Below are 17,910 nucleotides of genomic sequence, written 5' to 3'. Positions count from 1 at the left end.
TACCGAAGCTTACATTTCTTCACGGTTGACGACGTTCAATCATATAAATAGGATCACGAAAAAGTTTGCTCAAAAAAGCAGATGCCGGAGCGAGCATGTTTCAACTTGGGAGGAAAGAGACGTGTCAAAAACCGACTTGAGGGGTACAGCGCCTTTCAAATCCTTCCTTCGCTTGTCGCGCGAGATTGGAAATGACATCCTCAAAACCCAAGGCGCGGGCGGGAACACGTCCATCAAGCAGGACGGCGTTATGTGGGTGAAGGCCTCCGGCACGTGGCTCTCCAAAGCCGAAGATCAAGACATAATGGTTCCCGTCGTCGTCGATCCGCTGGTGAGAGCCTTGCGCGATAGCGATCCGCGCGCGGAGAAATCCACCGATTTCATCGTTTCCGAGCTGAACTCCACCGGTTTACGACCATCGATTGAAACGAGTTTCCACGCTGCACTCGGCAGTCGGGTGGTCGCGCACTATCACTGCGTGAACGCGATAGCACTTTCTGTTCTAGAGGATCGCGAAGAAGAACTCAGTGCACGAATGAGCCTTCTCACGGACCTCAAGTGGGGCATGATACCCTACCGGCGTCCGGGGACGCCGCTCGCACGCGAAATCGAGAAAGCCGCAGCGTCGAAGCCCGATGTTCTCATTCTTTTCAATCATGGCATAATCGTCTGCGGCGACTCGGTCGAAGACGTGGCGGCGAGAATAAAAAGGGTGACGGATGCTCTGACGTCTGAGCCACGTCAATCTGGTGGGTTGGATATCGAAGCGCTGACGACGATGGCGCAAGGATCGAACTTTCACCCTGCTCAAGACATTAGAAGTCACTCGATCGCTCTGTCGGAGACCAACCGATCGGCCGCGCTTGGCGGCTCCCTCTATCCTGATCACGTGATATTTCTCGGCACCGAAATTGGTGTGCTTGAAGACGGGAAAAGCGCGACGGACTATGAGGCCGCGTTGACACGAGAAGGACGCAATATTCCCAAAATGATCCTGGTTCCCGGTAAGGGCGTCCTGCTCTCCAGCGCCCTTACCGCCGGTGGTGAAGTCATGGCCCGGTGCCTCGCCGAAGTCGTCAGCCGAATTCCGGAGGGCAAAGCCGTGGCCTATCTTTCCAAGAGTGACGAGCATGAGCTCACTCATTGGGAGGCCGAGCAGTATCGCCAAGCACTCGACCGCGGCTCCGTGAGGCAGCCTGCGTGACCAAAAACTCGAGCCAGGCCGTTGCACTCGGCATCGACATCGGCACTTCGGGCGCTCGCGCCTCTGCCATCGACGGAGACGGCAATCAAGTAGCCTTCGCTTCATCACCCTTCAGATCGCCAGACGAACTTCGCCAACCACAGGCATGGTGGATCCGGGTGCAGGAGGCGTTACAAGCCTTAGCCCAGAAGGTGGATTTCACCTCTCTAAAAGGTGTGGCCGTCGATGGCACCTCCGGGACCGTGCTGGCACTCGACGCTTCGAACGAGCCCAACGGATCGGTGCTCATGTACAATGAGCCCTGCCCCGACATTGCGGTGGTTGAGCGGATCGCTGCAAACGCACCACCAGGCGCAACCGCGACCGGTGCGAATTCCGGTCTTGCACGCGCCGTCCACCTTTCGAAAGCTCCGGCTGTCGCAACCGTGGTGCACCAAGCCGACTGGATTTTGATGAAGCTCGGGTGCCCCGGTCGGATCAGCGACGAAAACAACGCGCTCAAGACGGGATACGACCTGGACCGAGAATCTTGGCCGGCTTGGCTTGAGGCCGCCGATATGGATATTTGTAAACTCCCCGCCGTTCATCGTGCAGGCAGGCCAATCGCATCGGTCGAAGGCTATCTGCGCCAGCTTGGAGTACGGGAATCGGCCAAGTTTCACGCGGGAACGACGGACGGGTGCGCGTCATATCTAGCGACAGGCGCGTCAAGTATTGGCGACGCCGTGACTGCCCTTGGCTCTACGATTGTACTCAAACTTGCGTCTGACAAACCGATCAACGCCCCGCAATACGGCATCTATTCCCATCGTGTTGGTGACTTCTGGCTGGTTGGCGGCGCGTCGAATAGCGGTGGCAATGTCTTGCGCGCTATGATTGGAGACGAGCGCCTGGACGAGCTGACACGCACGATCGATCCTGAACGATGGTTGGGTCTGGATTTCTATCCGCTTCTGCGCCCCGGTGAGCGATTTCCTTTCAACGACCCGCACTACTTGCCGCGCCTCACTCCTCGACCCGCTGACGAAGGCATGTTCTTTCAGGCTCTCCTGGAGGGGATGACGGAGATCGAACGGCTCGGTTACGAACGGCTGCGCGAACTCGGTTCTCCTATTTTGGCAAGCCTCAGAACCGTTGGCGGCGGGGCGAAAAATCCGGCTTGGACAAGAATGAGGGAAAAAGCGCTGGGCATCGATATATTGCCAGCCAAGTCAGTCGAAGCCGCGACAGGTACCGCCGCGATGGTTCTATCCCACCTGGACGACGAAAATGCGTGAACCGCTACCGATCACCCTGGAACAGCTATCGGACCGATACGATGTCTTTTTTGTCGACCAGTTCGGAGTACTAAGAGACGACACCGGTCCCTACGAAGGAGCTATCGAGGCGTTGTCTCGATTGGCTACCGCAGGCAAGATGATAGTCATCCTTTCTAATTCGGGAAGAAACGGCGAATACAACTCCGAACGCCTGGTCAAGCTAGGTTTTGCGGCGGACAGCTTCGACTTTTTTGTAACCTCGGGCGATGTCGCTTACGAGGTGCTTTCCTCCCCCGGATCGACGATTGTTCGCGGTTCGACCTGCCTCACGATTTCAAGCGGTGGAGATCGAAATCTTGCCGACCGTCTTGGCCTCGTCTCCACCGAACACGCATTGGATGCTCAGCTCATCATAATTTCGGGCAGCGAGTCTGAGCGCATCGCGATGGATGATTACCGCGAAATGCTGCGTCCCGCTGCCGAGAAACACATTCCCTGCGTTTGTACCAATCCCGACATCCACAAGCTCCACAATGGAGCTACCCTCGCAGGAGCAGGGAGCATAGCCCGGCTTTACGAGGCATTGGGCGGAACGGTGACGTGGCTTGGCAAGCCACATCCCGAGATCTACGAGCATGCTGTACGCATCGCCGGCATTAACGATCGACGCCGCGTTGTCTGCATTGGTGACAGCATCGAGCACGACATCCTCGGCGCGAAAACGTCCGGCTTTGATTCCGCGCTTGTCCGTACCGGAATACTCGCGGAGAACACTGACGAGCAACTGGCGCATTTGTTCAATTCGGTTCGCGCGGAAGCAACCTATATAATGCCGGCTTTTAGGAACCTTGGGACATAGTCGGCAGCTAAGCGCTAATCAGGAGGTGCGAGCGCCTGTCCTGAGCAAAATGTCAGGCGGTTGATGGATCGGCAATTCCATACACCCTTACCGGCGACGCGAGGCCCCTAAGGGAATGCGACCCGAGCTCCACAAATGTTTCGTTCAGGCTAGCTGAATGCACGAAATCGGAAGATAGAAGGACGGGCCGCTCGAGCAATTTCGTAAGCTCCTCTAACCGGGAGGCGACATTGACTGCAGGACCAATCGCTGTGAAATCCAGCCGCTTTCGAGAACCGATGTTCCCATACATGACATCGCCAACGTGAACGCCGATTCCATACCTTAGTGGCGTTTTCCCCCTACCTGCTAGCTTGAGGTTTAAGTCGTCCATGCGCCTGCGACCGTCTTCGATGGATTGCAGGAGGTCTGCGCAGGCGTTCGGATTATCCAGTGGAAAGATAGCAAGGAGTCCGTCGCCCATGAATTTCAAGATTTCGCCGCCTCTGGCTTCTATGGGTTCGCATAAGGCATCGAAATAGCCATTGAGAATTTCGATAACTTCATCGCGCGGCCAAAGATCGGATAGCGCCGTGAAATCGCGGAGGTCGCAAATCATGATCGCGGCGCTCACGGTCTTGCCGCTGCCGCGCGTCGTGGCACCCGCAAGAATTTCGGCGCTCGCATGTGGGCCCACGTAAGTCTCCAACAAGGTGCGAGCCATAGCGTTTTTCATCCGGATTTCGCTGACCAAGGCGAGCGCGGGTAACAGATCCCGCAGGTAGTTCACCTCGTGTTCAGAGAACCCGCCAACTTGCCTGGTCGCGAAAGTTATGACATGGCGTTTGCCCAATGTGTGATCGATCGGCCAAGCGACATAGTCGGTGAACCCTTCTCGACGAAGCTCATCGAAGAGTTGAAACTGGCCCATGCCATCGTCATGCCGGTCGAGGCGTTGCCGAACTTCAGATGCTCCATTGTAAATTTCCGTGGCCGGTCTACGAAGGAACATCTCGGTAGTATCAACGTCGTAGTCGAACGTGTCGATATGGGCGTTTTGTACACCCGGCAGCCACAGGATCCTCGCACCTTGCCACTGCGGGTGCTGGATCCTGAGGTGAAGCGAAGACCTAGCGACCGGAACACCGCCAGCAACCAGACGCTCGCACAAATCGACGAGAAGATTGTCAAGAAATCGCTGGGAATAGGTCTCGTTTACGAGCCAGTCGAGAACAGCACGACGCTCTAAGGGCCATTTTCCGTCGGTCGTGCCTGGTGGGAAATGCGAAATATTGTACACCGAAATTCTCCTAAGACCACATTCTAGGCGCGTCACTTGATCGGGGAAAGAAAATTATGCCGGGCGTTTTGCTTCCGATCCTTTGCATACCAGCGTTGGCGCACGACTTTCGATCGGCAGCGCGCAGCTGCTAAGTTCGATACCGGATCGAGGATGGGGGCGCTGCATTGTTCGTTTGTCGGCGACACGAGCGAAGAAGCGCCGATTTCAACTGACGCGTGGATCTCATGCTGCCGCGCGTCAATAAATCCAGGAAAATAGCGCCGGTGGAGGAGGCGCTAATGCTCGGAATTGAGCATAGGAGTGGACAGGAGGACGAAGACGGACCTGCGTCAAAAACCAATAGGTTGGTCTCGGCTCCTGGGCGCCGGCAGCGGTACCGGCTCCCTCGCTTACCGGTGGAGCGGCCGTACCTTGCGTACGGGCCAGCAGCTGCTCTTGCCGTCGTTACACGAGACCGACGCCCCAGCATTTCGGCGTGAATCAATTTCCTAAGAAGATTCCATAAGCCATTGAAAAATGATTCGTTTTGAGTCGGAACGAATCACGCTCGCACGTCTTTGAGTCACGTATTAGTGATTCGGAGTATGGCGTATGGCATCGGGACATAGAGCGCAGTGGAAGGGATTTCTCAAGTTCGGCGAAGTGAGCTGTGGCGTCGCCCTCTATACCGCGGCCAGCACGTCAGAGCGCGTCACCTTCAATTCCATCAACAAGGTTACGGGCAACCGGGTCAACCGCGTCTTCATCGACAGCGAGACCGAAGAACGTGTCGAGCGCGAAGACCAGACTAAGGGGTTCGAGATTGAGAACGGCCAGTTCATCATCATAGACCCGGAGGAAGTGGCCGCAACCATCCTCGAGAGCAATAAGACGCTGGATGTTCAAGCCTTCATCCCGAGCTCGGAAGTCGACGATATTTATTTCGACAAGCCCTATTATCTGACGCCGGAGATGGGCGCTGAGGCCTTCGCGGCCCTCAGAGACGGGATGAGGAAGTCGAAGGTCGCCGCTATCGCGAGGGCCGTGCTGTTTCGGCGGATGCGAACCGTCCTCATCCGGCCGCAAGGCAACGGTCTAGTGGCAACCACGCTGAACTACGACTACGAGGTCCGATCTTCCAGGAAGGCATTCGAGGAAATGCCGAAGCTGAACATCGAGGGCGAGATGCTAGCGCTCGCCAAGCACATTATTGGCACAAAGCGGGGCGAGTTCGATCCGGCGTCATTCGAAGACCGCTACGAGGCGGCGCTTGCCGAGCTGGTGAAGGCAAAGATCGAAGGTAAGGCGCTGCCGAAGCGCAAGAGCGTCGAGGTTTCCAAGCCGAGCGTCCTGCTTGCCGCCCTACGCGAGAGTGCGGGGCTAATGAAGACCGCCTCTCATAAACCGAAACGCACTGCGGCCAATGCCAATGCTGGCACTGGCAGGCAGCGCGCCGCGCGCGGAGCAGCCGAAAAGGCCGCCTCCTCCAAGGCTGTTCCGCAGCGCAAAGCAAGTTAGGAGCTAGAAAATGGCACTTCGCTCCTACTGGAAAGGGTATTTGAAGCTCTCGCTGGTCACCTGCCCGGTGAACATGACCCCGGCGACCTCGGAGTCGGAGAAGGTGCGATTCCACACGCTAAACAGGCTCACCGGAAACAGGGTAGTCTCGCAATATATCGACTCCGTCACTGGCAAGCCGGTCAAGGACGGGAACGATGCCAAAGGATACGCTCGGGGTGAAAATGATTACGTCATACTCACCGACGAAGACCTTGACGCGGTGGCACTCGAGACCGTCAAGACGATCGACGTAGAAAAGTTCGTTCCCGCGGAGAGCATTGCTTCCGTCTATCTCGAGGAGCCGCACGACCTTATGCCGGACAATTCGGTGGGCAACGAGGCTTTTGCCGTCATCCGCGACGCAATGAAAGCCGACAAGGTCGTCGGAATATCGAAGCTTGTTATCGGGCGACGTGAGCGGGCCGTGATCCTCGAGCCCCGGGAAGAAGGCATCGTCCTTTGGTCGTTGCGGTTCGGCGATGAAGTTCGCCCGGAAGAATCCTACTTCGAGGACATCGACAACGAGGCCGATCCCGATTTGATTCCACTCGTGCAGCAACTCATCAAGAAGAAATCCGCGCATTGGTCACCTGACATGGCCAGCGACCCCATACAGGATAGCCTTCTCAAGCTTATTTCCAAGAAGAAGAAAGCGATGAAGCCCTCCAACAAGACGGCAAGGGGCGAGCCGGATGCTTCGGCCAAGTCCAACGTCGTCAACATCATGGATGCACTTCGCAAATCAGTTGCGGCAGAATTGAAGTCAGGAAAGGCAAGGTGAGCGATGGACGGCATCCTTGTGACGTCGATCAAGGAGATCGCCGTTGCCCTGCCCGGCAACCAGCATTTTACGACCGCATCCACGATTTCAGGACTTTTGGGCATTCTGACTTCTGAGAAATGGCCGCGTCGAGTCAACGACATGTCATGGCGGCACGCATTCGCCGCCGGCTTGCGATCGCTACAAGGCGAGCTTGAGCCGGCGCAGGCCCGGAAGGCCTTCGTCGCTGCCGCTCGCGATGCACACCTCAAAGTCCTGCCTGACGACGAACAGCTAATCAGAAATCGGAGGGGTGCGAAGAGGAGACGTTCGCCGGTTAGCTGGAGGCATCCTGAGGTAGGATAGGCAAGGCGGACAATTCTCGCCGTGATGAAAGGCGAACGAAAGGTATCTGACGGCCTTTCAGGCGGCAGACACCGAGGAGCGCTATCGCGAGCTGGCCAAGGAACCGCAACGCCGTTTCCGCCTCTTCCACCAAAATCATGTGTCCGACGCCCTTCACCACCTTCAAGGTCAGATCAAACCCGGCCGCTTCCAGCTGGCGCGCGGCCGATGTCGAGGCGGTGGGTGGAATTGTTCGGTCCGCTGAGCCAGTAAGAGCACTGAGGTTCCGTGTTCGGAACGACCCAGATGGCGCGAGTGGCAAGAGTCCGGCGAAGCTCACCAAAGCGCCGATCTTCCACCGGCCAGACGCTACCGCATCGAGCGAAGGCGCCAGCGTTGAAGAGAACTCTTTGCCGCTGCGCTGGCCGAACTAGCACCCCACCCGGCTCAACGATCTTGACCCCGATGAGGAGAGCCGCGAGTTCGTAGAAATAGCGATTTTGAGAATCCCTCCAAGGCAAACTTTGAAGCGTTTTATAAGAAATCATAGGAAGGCCGACGACGCCAGCGCCCGAGCTTACGTTGATGGAGAGGCTTGAACGGTTTTCGCGAAAATGTGGAAGGGTTTCGCGAACAACGTCCATGACCCCGAACAAGTTAACGTCGAACTGCTCCTTCGCCCATCAATGCACGATCGTGATTACTCCCACGCCGACCTCTTCCGCGGCTTTGATGAGCGCCCGCCTCGCGAGTTCAGGGGCAACCTCACCGAGCTTAGCGTCTAGACACGCCTTGATCGCGATGACGTAGTCTTCACCGTCCTCGTCAGGCCATAGGTTAAGCAGCACTGTGGCCACGTCGTCGAGCGTCCTGATCTTGTACGCCTCGCGATCCTCCAGCACCAACATCAGCGTCGAAAACTCTTGCGAGCTGTACCGATTCATGACACCTGCGCTCCATCACCTTTACCGAATGGAAACGGTGCAAGAACCGTTCCCGTTTGGATCGACGCTGGACGAGATCGGTTTTGTCCCGGCGGCGAAACGGTGGTCATTGGCTCCCGCCGCAGTTCGAGCCATCGCAACCGGCCCCCGAAATCCTCCCCATTTGACAGCGAGTGTTGCCACTGCGCTATAGTCGATACGGTTACGGAAAGCTGGGGGAATGACATGGCGACGACCGATTGGCCGAGAGAGCCGTTGACTGCAGAAACGATGCTGGTACTGGATCGCATCCTGTCCGATTGGTGCGCGGAGCGTTCTTGTGACAAGGGCAGCGACGAAGGTCAGGTCACAGCGAAGATGCTGGTCGACTGGTTCGAATTCGGCATCCACGATGAGCGGGAGTTGGCGCGGCTTGTTCGTGATACCGCGATGCTGGACCTCAAGACGCCTGAGCGGCCTTGACGGTAAGGGGCTTTTCCCATTCCTGCATTGCCGATCGCGATCACAACGCTGGCGGGACTTCCCGCACAAGCGCAATCGTCTCAACTCCATACCATGCTGGATAGGATCGCGGGAACTCTGGACGTGTCGAGCATGCTATACATGAAGGAAGGCAAGCTGTCGGGTTGCCAGCTCGTGTTCGATGCATGATCCGCGACTACTCCTATCGACAGCGCCGCTTTACCAAAGTTTCCGGAGGTGTCGGCTTCATGCACAACTGCAGCCCCGAACCGCCGCTGAGATAGATCGTGAAAGTGGTCGTCACCGAGGTAGCGCAGGTGAATGGGGAAACTGGCAGCCGACCGCTTCGGCGGCGCGGCCGCCAAGGAGGCGTTTCGGAGCGACAACCCGCTTCCTACGGCCCTTCGGAAATATCCTGAGGCCCATATCCGGATGAGAGACGAGTTCAGCAAGCTGATGGCCTCAGGCATGTCAACATTCGACGTGCGAAAACGGGTAGATGCCACGTTGGGCGTCGAGTTTCGAAGTAAGGAACCAATTTGAGCAATCGCGCAAACGCCTCTGCGGACCTTTGTAAGCGGCGCGCTACCTTAAAGGCTCTAGCCCCTGTTTTTTGCCATTCTAAAGGCTGCCTGTCCTGATCTACGTCGCGGACTGAGTAGATGGCAGCATAGAGGACACTGGCATGTCTCCGATGTGAGCGCTTGCGATGCGCGGCTTTTACGGTACCGATGCCCGTTTTCGGGCTGAGAAGGATTAAGCTTCGGGCTCTACGCCATTTCTGGGTCGATCCCTGATATCAGGATCGGGGTACAACAAATAGTTAGAGGTTTTCCCCGATTTTGCCACCCTCACCTTCACGCACCCTGGAGACTGAATGACCCTCGCACGCATTTTAACAGTTGACGACTCTGCTAGCATTCGCCTTACGATCAATGTCACACTTTCCAACGCAGGCTACTCCGTCGTCGAGGCCAGCGACGGCGCTGAAGGTCTAGCCGCAGCGCAACAGGACGCCTTCGACCTGATCATCACCGATCTAAACATGCCCGGCATGGACGGCTTGCAGATGATCGAAGCAATCCGGAAACAGCCAATCGGAGCGGGCGTCCCGATAATCTTCCTGTCGACGGAATCCGATGGCGATGTGAAGACACAGGCCAAGGCGGCCGGAGCGACGGGTGGTTGACAAAGCCTTTCGATCCCGAAACCCTGATCAAGATCGTGCGCAAGGTTATCGGTCGTTAGCGGCTAGCCGATTTCATCAAGTACGGAGTTAGCGTGCGACGCGTTCAGGTTTCAGGCCGGGCCAGAATTGCTATGATCTCGCCGATCATCGCTTCGTTGCCTTTGCCATCCGGATGGTAACACCACGCGGTTGCTCGACCGGATGCGGCACGGCGGGAGAACGCTACGAAGGGTTCGTTCGCTGGGATGAAAGCTCCTACGTAGCATCCAAGAGGTCTTCCGGGCGCGTCGCCAGGAGTGAGACCTGATGTGGCCAGACCGTGAAAGATTTTTGCTGATGTCTGAGACTGCCGCGAGCAGCTTTCGATTGATACTGGCCACCCGGCGACAAATTAGTCCGCCCCTCACTTCTGCTCTCGTTGAAGTCGGTACTTCCCATCATCGGTCACGACGCCGTCGGCAGCTGGCATCCAGCCGTGAGACGATTCTTCTCCTGCGGAGAAGGACAGATAAATCTCGGAAATCTGCCAAAAGGTAATTTGGTCTTTCGGACAGTGGCGCTGCAATCTTGAGAGAGTTCAAGGGCGTTGGCATCGTCATAAGCGATCAGTGCGCCCCCCGCCAAGCGTTCCGGGAACTGCACCACTCACTGTGTGGTCATAATGAACCTCTTCAACGCATACATGATGGAGTGGCTAAAACGAAGTTTCGAGATAAGCACGGTGTCAGGTGAACTTTTGGCTATTGGATTTTGTTGTGGAATAGCCAGCGTCGAGCGTCCGTTTTTGATCGGCCACGCGCCTCACATGGACTTCCCCGGCGTCTGACCGGATAGCAACTGTGAGGCGGGGCCAGAGTCTAGGACTTGGGCAAGTCCCGCCGTATTGATCCTAAATCAGTTTTTCTGCCCTGATCCTGCTCGACGTGATCGATTTGTGATATGAGATCGGCGAAGGGATTGTGATCTGAAGTTTCGGGTCCGTAAAACGAGTAAGGCCGTCGATGAAGTGTTCGTCGCCGGTATGGAGATCGAAACTCGGGCGTGCGGTGATATCGCGCTGAATCATATTTTTCGCTTTTAGTGATTTGGCCACGAAACGCATCAACCCGAGATAGGTTCTAGTTGTGGGCGTTTCCCTCATGTACCGTCAATTTCCCAAGAATTCCCCGGCGTTGCCAATAGGGTTGCTGCAGGGTCTGTACGGTCAGCCCGGGAGTTCCCCGCTCCGCTGGACTTTCGCTAATCCGATTTCGAGGAGGGCGTCCATATCGCGCCTGAGATCGCCGTTAGACGCTTGGTAGCGCGCTATCGACGGCCTGGCCATCATAGCCAAATACTGCAGGCTCTCGACTGCATCGTCTGTTACAGCGTTGATACCGGCAACCCAAGCTGCTCGGAATAGATCGGCGTCGAGTTGTTCGCGGGGCATTGGCTTTCCTGTTTGGACTTTAATCGTCTAGGCACTGATAGGTTCCTCCATCACCGAATTGCGTATCCCGAAAATCGCCCTGACGGCCGTTGACGACTGAATCTCGCGTGCCTAAAAGGCCGGCGTTGCGCTTCGCTGAGAAGGCGACCACGGGGAGGTTCGGTTTTACGAGGAGACCGAACCTCTGCCGACCTTAGGCCGCCGGGCCACGGTTGCCGACCATCTCGGAACAGTGTTCAAGATAGCAGCGAAGGCCCTATCCAGAATGCTGGGCTAGCAGACACCCGCGCATGCTGGGCGAAGCGGTGGCGATGAAGGCACGCCGTTTACCAGCGCGCCTTCACCATTGTCAGAAATCGCCAAACTTCAGTGCGCGGTCGAGACTGAACGCTTGGCAGTCAAAAGGTTCAGAACGACGGCGATCAGGATATTGGCGGCAAGAGCGAGCAGGCCCGTGTACATCGTAAAGCTGACGTCCCCGATCGCGACCAAGTGGAGAGGCTTCCACCCCGCGTCCCAAACCAGATAAGTCCCCCCGAAGAACCCGACAAACCAACCTGCAAGCAAGGCCGGGGCACGGAACCAGTTCGTGTAAAGGCCGAAGACCAGCGCCGGGAGGGTCTGCAATATCCAGATGCCGCCGAGCAGTTGCAGGTCGAGAGCAAACTGCGTTGGCAGGAACAAAATTACAAGCAGAGCACCGATCTTGACGACCAGCGAGGTGATCTTAGCGACCTTCGCCTCACCCGCATCGCTGACATGGGGGTTGACGTAGGCCTTCCAGAAATTGCGCGTGAAGAGGTTGGCCGCCCCGATACTCATGACAGCCGCCGGTACGAGCGCGCCGATGGCGATCGCCGCAAAGGCGAAACCGGAGAACCATCCCGTAAAGAGGGTTTTGAACAGAGCCGGGACGACGTCATTGGCGCTGTCAAGCTTGAGACCGGCTGCGTGTCCCATATAGCCGAGCAGGGCCAACAGTCCGAGCAGCAGGGTATAGGCGGGCAGCAGCACGGCGTTCTTTCGGATCGTATTGCCACTGTTGGAGGCGAAGATGCCGGTCAGCGTGTGGGGATACATGAAGGCGGCGAGCGCGGAACCGAGCGCCAGCGTCGCGTAGGCGACATATTGGTTGCCACCGAGCAGCAGGGTGCCGGAGCCCTTTGCCTGGAAGGCGGCGTCCGCCGAAGCGAAAACATTGCCATAGCCTCCGAGCTTCGAGGGGATGAGCGCCACGGCCGCGATCACCACGATGTAAATCATGATGTCCTTGACGAAAGCGATCAACGCCGGAGCGCGCAGGCCTGCAGAATATGTGTAGAGCGCCAGCACAATGAAGGCGATCGCCAGCGGAAGCTCGCCGTGAAGGCCAAGCCCCTTGAGGACAGCGGTCATGCCAACCAGCTGAAGAGCGATGTAAGGCATCGTCGCAATAACGCCAGTGGCTGCGACCGCAAGCTCAAGGCCTCGCGAGCCATACTGGCCGTGCACGACGTCACCTGCGGTCACATAGCCGAAGTCCTTGGCACGTTTCCAGAGAACCGGCATGACCATGAAGACGAAGGGGTAGACGATGATCGTGTAAGGCAATGCGAAGAAGCCATAAGCACCGACCGTGTAAACGAGCGCCGGCACCGCGATCACGGTGTAGGCCGTGTAGAAGTCGCCGCCGACCAGGAACCAGGTGATCCAGGTGCCGAACGAGCGGCCGCCAAGACCCCATTCGTCGATATGGGCAAGTGTTTCGGGCTTGCGCCAACGGGCTGCGACGAAGCCCATGACAGTGACCAGGATGAAGAAGAAGATGAAGACGGCCAGCGCCGTGGTGTCGATCTCAGTCGTCATGGCGCACGCTCCGATAGGCGATCCAGATGAGGAAAGCGGTGATCGGCACCCACGCGAGCTGGTACCAGTAAAAAAACGGAAAGCCGAAAAGCGACGGCTCACTGAAATTGTAGAAGGGCACCCATAGGAGCCCAATATACGGAATTACCAGCAGCCAGAGCGCTGCTTTACTGGTGGGTTTCGTGTCCACGTCATCGATCCTCTCGGAAACCGGCCCAAATCAGCTTTGGCCGGAGAGGCACCGATTGTCAGCGTATCGGCATAAGGCCGCACGCAACGCGATTTCCTCCCCAGGCACAGGTCCTCCCCCATGCGCATGTCATGGGCTAGCCCTTGGAGCGGTCAGATCGCAAGAGGCCGATCTGCCATTCTGGTCGGCGTCTACCCACTACTGGGTAGCGTAACCAGGCGCTCGGGATGTTCTAGGACGAAACGAACCAATTCTGCCGTGGACGAAACTCCGAGTTTACGCTTGAGGTTTTTTCGGTGGGTCTCGACGGTGGCCTCGGAAATCCCGAGCACGCCTGAAATGTCCCGGTTGCTTTTGCCGCTTGCGATGAGAGTGGCGACCTCATGTTCGCGTTGCGTAATCTTTTCCGGCTGCGGCTCTCTCCCCTGAGTAAGCAAGGTTTCGCGAATAGCAGGCGAGAAGTAAGTCTCGCCGCGGGCGACTGCTTCGATCGCCTCTACGATCTCTGCCGTTGGGACGTCCTTGAGGATGTAACCGGAGGCTCCGCGGAGGATCGACGACGAGATGTACTCGCGGGTGTCGTGCATCGACAGCATCACGACATGGGCAGCATGGTGGCGAGCCTTCACCATTGAGATGGCGTCAATCCCGCTAATCGTGGGCATGTTGATGTCCAGCAGAACAACGGTCGGCCGTTTCTCGGCAACCAGGGGCAAGGCCGTCTCAACGTCGAACGCCACGCCAACCACCTCGATCCCGGAGTAAGTGTTCAGCACTCCGCGAAGACCCTCGGCGACGACGGGGTGGTTGTCGATCAGGATAACCGATATTGGCCCAGTCACGCTGCTGCCCCGCTGTCAGCGACCGGCTGGCTGGCGGATCTAGGCAACATAAGAAGCAGGCGCGTCCCATTTTCATCTCCGTCGATCAACAGAACGCCGCCGAAGTGCCCTATCCGCTCGCGCATGTTTTCCATCCCAAGCCCCCTTGCCTGTCGGGCTCGACTGAAATCGACGCCGCGTCCATCGTCGGAAATATGCATGCGGGTCCGTCCACGCTCGTTCCACAAGCGGAGCGACACACGGCTTGCGCCGGCGTGTCGCTCGACGTTGCTCAACGCTTCCTGGGTCACCCTGAACAGTGCCGTGCGCGCATCGGGAACAAGATCATCGACAAAGCCGTCCGCATCCAGCGAGATCGCGACTCCCGAACGAGCAGAAAACTTCTCGGAAAGGTTCTTGATCGCGGCAACGAGGCCGATGTCATCAAGGGCGCGAGGCCGAAGGTCGTGGGATATGTTTCTGATCTCACGGATCGTGGTATTAAGCGTCGAGATCGTTTCCTCGATCGCGCGGTTCAGCTCGGGCGAAACCTCGACAGCCCGCCTGCCTGCCAGTTCCATCGCGTAACGGACGCCCAGCAATTCCTGAGAAATGCCATCATGCAGCTCGCGGGCGAGCCTCGACCTCTCCCTTTCCTGGGTCTCGATCACCCGTTGCGTCAGCTGCTTTTGCACCGCGTTTGCAAGCTTTCGCTGGTCGAAAGTCACGAAAATGCAGGTGGCGAACACGATGAACACAGCAGGCAACGCGAACAATGCAACAAGGACGAAACTTTGCCGGGTTCGATCCTGGATCGCCAAGTTGGCAGCTCTGGCCTGTGCTGCCACGTCGTCCAGGTAAGCTCCCGTTCCGAGTATCCAATTCCATTTGGGCAACGCGACCACATACGAAATCTTGTCGGACAGCGCGCCCGTCGATGGTTGTTGCCATTTGTATCGATGATAACCGCCACCGCCCCGCGCTGTCTTAATCAGTTCGCTGATGACCCGATCCCCATCGGGATCGACGAGGCTCATCCAGTTCTTGCCGTTTCTGAAGAGCTGCCGGGGATGGACGACGCTGTTGCCATCGAAGTCATACACAAAGAAATAGCCGTCCTTGCCGTAGTCGAGAGACATGAGTATTTCCGATACGCGTGCCTTGGCTTCCACGTCATCCGGTGCCGCAGTGGAGTAGATCGAGTTGATCGAGGACAGGGCAACGTTTGTCAGGTTTGCGATCTCAGCTTGCTTTGAGCTCAGCATGCTTTGTTGAAACGCTTCGATATTCGATTTTGCAAGGCGTGTGGACTGCCAAGTCAGGAACATCGTAACGGCTATCGTCACGACTATCAGCGGGGCAACGGCCAACGTCATCAGCTTCTGTCTAAAGGTCATCTCGCCTCCCGCGGGTCGACTGATGTTACCTCAGGGGCTGAAATCAGGCGAGTAGGATGCCAACCCCTTTTTGCGTCAAGCAGCGACTGAACGTCCGCCGACCTTGTCTCATCTTTTTACGAATGATTGACACTTGGAAGATATCGTCCGCTGGCGCGATAGGTAGTGCGTTCGCGTTTCTCTATCCAAGGTTCAGCATGGCATCCCGTTTGGTTTCTTTGTCCGCTGCGATCCTGACCCTTCAAGTGGCTGCAAACCCTTTTGGCCACGATCTCGCCGACCCACAGACGACAGCGAGCATTGGGTCACGCTGAAACTACCATCTTTGTTGTCCGATATGTCGCGCGGCGGCGAAAAACTGTTCGGCTGCCCGAACAAGCAATCATTCGAACTTCGAAGGAATTTGCGCCCGATCCTTAGGGAGTATCGTCTCAAACTTGGTAACGTTGACGGCTCTGCACTTTGGTTTTTCCTGCAGAATCAGGAGCTTACCAGATGTTCGAAATTCTGGAATCTGGGAGTGCAAACCGACCGAGACCGCGCACGTATTTCCTAGACACCGCGCACAGGTGACCATATCCCTCCAGCCCAGATCTGGGGATTGGACCGACTCGAAGAAAGGCGTAGCTTCCCCGGACGAACCTGGAGCGAGCGCGATTACATGAACTCGATAACTAGGACCGGCTGCATCCGTGCTCAGGCTGCGCGGAGCGCCATAACTAGCAAACTTGGCTATCTCGGGGTCGCCGCGCTGGCGATGTTGGTGTGGGCAAGCGAAGAAGCCCCGCTGTCTACCAAACACGTAGCCATGAGAGACCCCGCGGTCCATCAGACTTTGCAGTGACGGCATCCCATGGATGTGGCCTCCGGGGCTTGCCTACATCCGTCCGCGCGCTACCATCAAGCTATGCCCCATCTTCGATACCAGGTCTCCAAGAACGCTGACGACCAGTACTGGTCAATCATCGACATATTCACAGGCTGGCCGGTCGATTTTCACGGTGTCTTATTGGACACGCTGGAAGCCGAGGAGGCCGACAGGATGGTGGATGTTGTCAATCTGGGCGACTTCGCCCGGCGAGGCCAACTTCGACCTCTCCGGTAACAAATCAATCCATCCACCAGTCAGTCGTCGCTTTCTCCTTCGTCGCCTCCAGTGGCTTGAAGCAACTTGAAGACCGCGGTCTGAACCTTGTCCGGCGACGCCGCGAAAAATCTCAGTAGCCGTTGGCCCCGTTTGGTCATGGCCAAGTCTGTCGACTTTGGCCGCAGCGGCACCTCCGCGGACGCAACTTCCCCCGATTCTTCTTCCAAGAAATAAAGGATCGAAACCCCGAAGAGGGCAGCGACTTTGTTGAGCGTCGTGGCCGCAATGCGGTTTGCACCACGTTCATATTTCTGTACCTGTTGGAATGTAATCCCCAGATGGTCGGCGACGACCGTTTGACTCAATCCAGCGGAAACTCGGGCGACACGAAAACGCATTCCGATGAGGACATCCATGTCGGTCACGCGGCGTGGATTATGATCTGCATTGTTGACGCTGGTAATGTCGCTATCCTCCCTGATTGACAAGCGCCATCTGTATCAATGGGCGTTGACGAAGCGAATGGTTTTAGTCGGCGACAGTCGTTTTTTTGCTTTTCAGACTGCCATCGACTGGTCCCAGTCACCTCAGCCATCGCTCGGCCGCGTCGGCGCTGTTTTCAGGCGACGTATTGAATGCGATGGCGGTGCCCGGCGCAACCCGGATGACTGTGTTGACGACGAGTTCAAATAACTTAAGATTGCTCGGTGGAATGCGGATACCCCCGCCAATCACCACGCAATCCCAGTGCTGGGCGAGTGAGGCTTCGACATCTGCCTGAGCCGTCGCAGGCCGTAGAGCGCAGAAGCCGGCGTCCCAGCCCCTACCCTGCATGTCGGAGAGGGTCAGCCTGATGCCCGCGGCAATTTTCTCATTGGTAAGCCCAGCCGGCAGGGATGGATCGGATGTGTCGACCGCGTCAGGATGGATGCCGATCAAAAGAACCCGTTTCATTATTAAGCCCTCATGTTGGCCGGCTCTATTCGTGATGTTCGGCCCAATGCGGATAGGTTACATACGCCGTGAGAGCCCCCTCGCCTTCCGTCGTGATCGTAACGGCCTCTCCCTTGGGCATGTAGACAATCTCACCTGGACCGGCCGTGACTGTGCCGGCCCCGGTAGAAACGGCGAGCCGCCCTTCGATGACGATCTGTTGATTTGCGCTGAGAGTTGACCCGGGATTTGCACTGAGAAGTGACCCGCCTTTTAGGTATCGTTCGTGTCGGTCTTGATGGTCAAGCTCTTGCGTTTCTCCTTTGCTGTTTTGGGCTCATGTGCGGAACTGTTTTTGAAGCGGA

At 57.1% G+C, this 17,910-nt stretch carries 15 protein-coding genes and 2 pseudogenes; 8 read left to right on the top strand and 9 right to left on the bottom strand.

Annotation, left to right across the window (positions count from 1 at the left end; genetic code table 11):
- Window positions 1–121: 121 nt before the first annotated feature.
- Genes AC1DJO_RS19660 through AC1DJO_RS19650 form a run of 3 tightly spaced genes read left to right on the top strand, consistent with a single transcriptional unit; the run spans window position 122 to window position 3,322 of the window.
- Window positions 122–1,204 (top strand): class II aldolase/adducin family protein, encoded by a 1,083-nt coding sequence (locus AC1DJO_RS19660; protein ID WP_477972565.1) that lies wholly within the window; start codon window positions 122–124, stop codon window positions 1,202–1,204.
- Window positions 1,201–2,481 (top strand): xylulokinase, encoded by a 1,281-nt coding sequence (locus AC1DJO_RS19655; protein WP_112389165.1) that lies wholly within the window; start codon window positions 1,201–1,203, stop codon window positions 2,479–2,481. Before AC1DJO_RS19660 ends, AC1DJO_RS19655 begins: the two co-directional genes overlap by 4 nt.
- Window positions 2,474–3,322 carry a TIGR01459 family HAD-type hydrolase gene (locus AC1DJO_RS19650; RefSeq protein ID WP_112389166.1) on the top strand — a complete coding sequence of 283 codons (849 nt, stop codon included), beginning with the start codon at window positions 2,474–2,476 and terminating at the stop codon, window positions 3,320–3,322. Before AC1DJO_RS19655 ends, AC1DJO_RS19650 begins: the two co-directional genes overlap by 8 nt.
- Window positions 3,323–3,374: 52 nt before the next feature.
- Here the strand turns inward: AC1DJO_RS19650 and AC1DJO_RS19645 are convergent, their stop codons facing one another.
- A complete protein-coding gene (locus tag AC1DJO_RS19645) occupies window positions 3,375–4,601 on the bottom strand; it encodes an adenylate/guanylate cyclase domain-containing protein (RefSeq protein ID WP_112389167.1) in 1,227 nt (408 codons plus the stop codon).
- Window positions 4,602–5,195: 594 nt separating this feature from the next.
- On the opposite strand from AC1DJO_RS19645, the gene ku (AC1DJO_RS19640) reads away from it, so the two are divergent.
- The 3 genes from ku (AC1DJO_RS19640) to AC1DJO_RS19630 are packed head-to-tail and all read left to right on the top strand — an operon-like array spanning window position 5,196 to window position 7,269.
- Entirely contained in the window at window positions 5,196–6,101 is a 906-nt protein-coding gene (gene ku / locus AC1DJO_RS19640; protein ID WP_112444261.1) for a non-homologous end joining protein Ku, read from the top strand.
- A gap of 10 nt (window positions 6,102–6,111) precedes the next feature.
- Window positions 6,112–6,924 (top strand): non-homologous end joining protein Ku, encoded by an 813-nt coding sequence (gene ku / locus AC1DJO_RS19635; protein ID WP_112444263.1) that lies wholly within the window; start codon window positions 6,112–6,114, stop codon window positions 6,922–6,924.
- Between the two features lie 3 nt (window positions 6,925–6,927).
- Window positions 6,928–7,269 carry a DUF982 domain-containing protein gene (locus AC1DJO_RS19630; RefSeq protein WP_112444265.1) on the top strand — a complete coding sequence of 114 codons (342 nt, stop codon included), beginning with the start codon at window positions 6,928–6,930 and terminating at the stop codon, window positions 7,267–7,269.
- 662 nt (window positions 7,270–7,931) lie between these two features.
- Here AC1DJO_RS19630 and AC1DJO_RS19625 read toward each other — a convergent pair.
- Complete coding sequence (locus tag AC1DJO_RS19625) at window positions 7,932–8,192, bottom strand: DUF982 domain-containing protein (protein ID WP_112444266.1); 261 nt, start codon at window positions 8,190–8,192, stop codon at window positions 7,932–7,934.
- A gap of 225 nt (window positions 8,193–8,417) precedes the next feature.
- Here AC1DJO_RS19625 and AC1DJO_RS19620 point away from each other — a divergent pair, with 225 nt between their 5' ends.
- Together AC1DJO_RS19620 and AC1DJO_RS19615 are read left to right on the top strand one after the other, a co-directional pair.
- Window positions 8,418–8,654 (top strand): hypothetical protein, encoded by a 237-nt coding sequence (locus AC1DJO_RS19620; RefSeq protein ID WP_112444268.1) that lies wholly within the window; start codon window positions 8,418–8,420, stop codon window positions 8,652–8,654.
- An 877-nt stretch (window positions 8,655–9,531) separates the two neighbouring features.
- A pseudogene (locus AC1DJO_RS19615) lies at window positions 9,532–9,902 on the top strand (response regulator).
- A 1,736-nt stretch (window positions 9,903–11,638) separates the two neighbouring features.
- On the opposite strand, the gene mctP reads toward AC1DJO_RS19615, so the two are convergent.
- From mctP to AC1DJO_RS19580, 7 genes and pseudogenes are all read right to left on the bottom strand, one after another.
- Window positions 11,639–13,117 carry a monocarboxylate uptake permease MctP gene (mctP, locus tag AC1DJO_RS19610; protein WP_477972561.1) on the bottom strand — a complete coding sequence of 493 codons (1,479 nt, stop codon included), beginning with the start codon at window positions 13,115–13,117 and terminating at the stop codon, window positions 11,639–11,641.
- Entirely contained in the window at window positions 13,107–13,307 is a 201-nt protein-coding gene (locus AC1DJO_RS19605) for a DUF3311 domain-containing protein (protein ID WP_112444283.1), read from the bottom strand. The genes mctP and AC1DJO_RS19605 overlap by 11 nt, the downstream gene beginning before the upstream one ends.
- Window positions 13,308–13,498: 191 nt before the next feature.
- Window positions 13,499–14,149, bottom strand: coding sequence for a two-component system response regulator MctR (mctR, locus tag AC1DJO_RS19600; protein WP_477972559.1), 651 nt, complete (start codon window positions 14,147–14,149; stop codon window positions 13,499–13,501).
- Window positions 14,146–15,525, bottom strand: coding sequence for a two-component system sensor histidine kinase MctS (mctS, locus tag AC1DJO_RS19595; protein ID WP_477972557.1), 1,380 nt, complete (start codon window positions 15,523–15,525; stop codon window positions 14,146–14,148). The genes mctR and mctS overlap by 4 nt, the downstream gene beginning before the upstream one ends.
- A gap of 1,125 nt (window positions 15,526–16,650) precedes the next feature.
- Entirely contained in the window at window positions 16,651–17,100 is a 450-nt protein-coding gene (locus AC1DJO_RS19590; RefSeq protein WP_148194365.1) for a helix-turn-helix domain-containing protein, read from the bottom strand.
- Window positions 17,101–17,194: 94 nt separating this feature from the next.
- On the bottom strand, window positions 17,195–17,566 hold the full coding sequence (locus AC1DJO_RS19585; protein WP_112444293.1) for a hypothetical protein: 372 nt from the start codon (window positions 17,564–17,566) through the stop codon (window positions 17,195–17,197).
- 25 nt (window positions 17,567–17,591) lie between these two features.
- Window positions 17,592–17,762 (bottom strand): annotated as a pseudogene (locus AC1DJO_RS19580) (ethanolamine utilization protein); the annotation flags it as partial.
- Window positions 17,763–17,910: the final 148 nt, after the last annotated feature.

This window comes from Rhizobium sp. 05N430, assembly GCF_056396985.1.
This window is presented reverse-complemented; position numbering and strand designations above follow the sequence as displayed.

What these genes read in the sequence shown, in the direction of transcription:
- AC1DJO_RS19650 (WP_112389166.1), top strand. Translation starts at nt 2,474, where the DNA reads ATGCGTGAACCGCTACCGATCACCCTGGAACAGCTATCGGACCGATAC.
- ku (WP_112444261.1), top strand. Translation starts at nt 5,196, where the DNA reads ATGGCATCGGGACATAGAGCGCAGTGGAAGGGATTTCTCAAGTTCGGC.
- ku (WP_112444263.1), top strand. Translation starts at nt 6,112, where the DNA reads ATGGCACTTCGCTCCTACTGGAAAGGGTATTTGAAGCTCTCGCTGGTC.
- AC1DJO_RS19630 (WP_112444265.1), top strand. Translation starts at nt 6,928, where the DNA reads ATGGACGGCATCCTTGTGACGTCGATCAAGGAGATCGCCGTTGCCCTG.
- AC1DJO_RS19625 (WP_112444266.1), bottom strand. Translation starts at nt 8,192, where the DNA reads ATGAATCGGTACAGCTCGCAAGAGTTTTCGACGCTGATGTTGGTGCTG.
- AC1DJO_RS19620 (WP_112444268.1), top strand. Translation starts at nt 8,418, where the DNA reads ATGGCGACGACCGATTGGCCGAGAGAGCCGTTGACTGCAGAAACGATG.
- mctP (WP_477972561.1), bottom strand. Translation starts at nt 13,117, where the DNA reads ATGACGACTGAGATCGACACCACGGCGCTGGCCGTCTTCATCTTCTTC.
- mctS (WP_477972557.1), bottom strand. Translation starts at nt 15,525, where the DNA reads ATGACCTTTAGACAGAAGCTGATGACGTTGGCCGTTGCCCCGCTGATA.
- AC1DJO_RS19585 (WP_112444293.1), bottom strand. Translation starts at nt 17,566, where the DNA reads ATGAAACGGGTTCTTTTGATCGGCATCCATCCTGACGCGGTCGACACA.